1 pseudogene is annotated in these 327 nt (G+C 62.7%); it reads right to left on the bottom strand.

The window, feature by feature from the left end:
* Positions 1-327: pseudogene (locus SB772_RS39695) on the bottom strand (GTP pyrophosphokinase); the annotation flags it as partial.

Raw genomic sequence — 327 nt, forward strand, 5'->3', positions numbered from 1 at the left:
CCAGGCGATCTTCTCGTCGTAGCTGCTGCTCGCGCTGAACTGGCCGCCGTAGCCCTTCGTGCCCGCTTCCTTGTAGCGCCAGTGCGCGGCCACGCCGTATTCCGCGAACTGATGCATTTCCTGGGTGCGGATCTGCACTTCGAAGGCGCGCCCGTCGTCGCCGACCACAACCGTATGCAGCGAGCGATACCCATTAGGCTTGGGACGCGAGATGTAGTCGTCGAACTCGCGCGGCACCGGCTGCCAGAGGTTGTGCACGATGCCCAGCACCGTGTAGCAATCCTTGATGTCGCGCACGATCACACGGAAAGCGCGCACATCGTAAAG

It is taken from the genome of Paraburkholderia sp. SIMBA_030 (genome assembly GCF_046535245.1).
Taxonomy (GTDB): Bacteria; Pseudomonadota; Gammaproteobacteria; order Burkholderiales; family Burkholderiaceae; genus Paraburkholderia.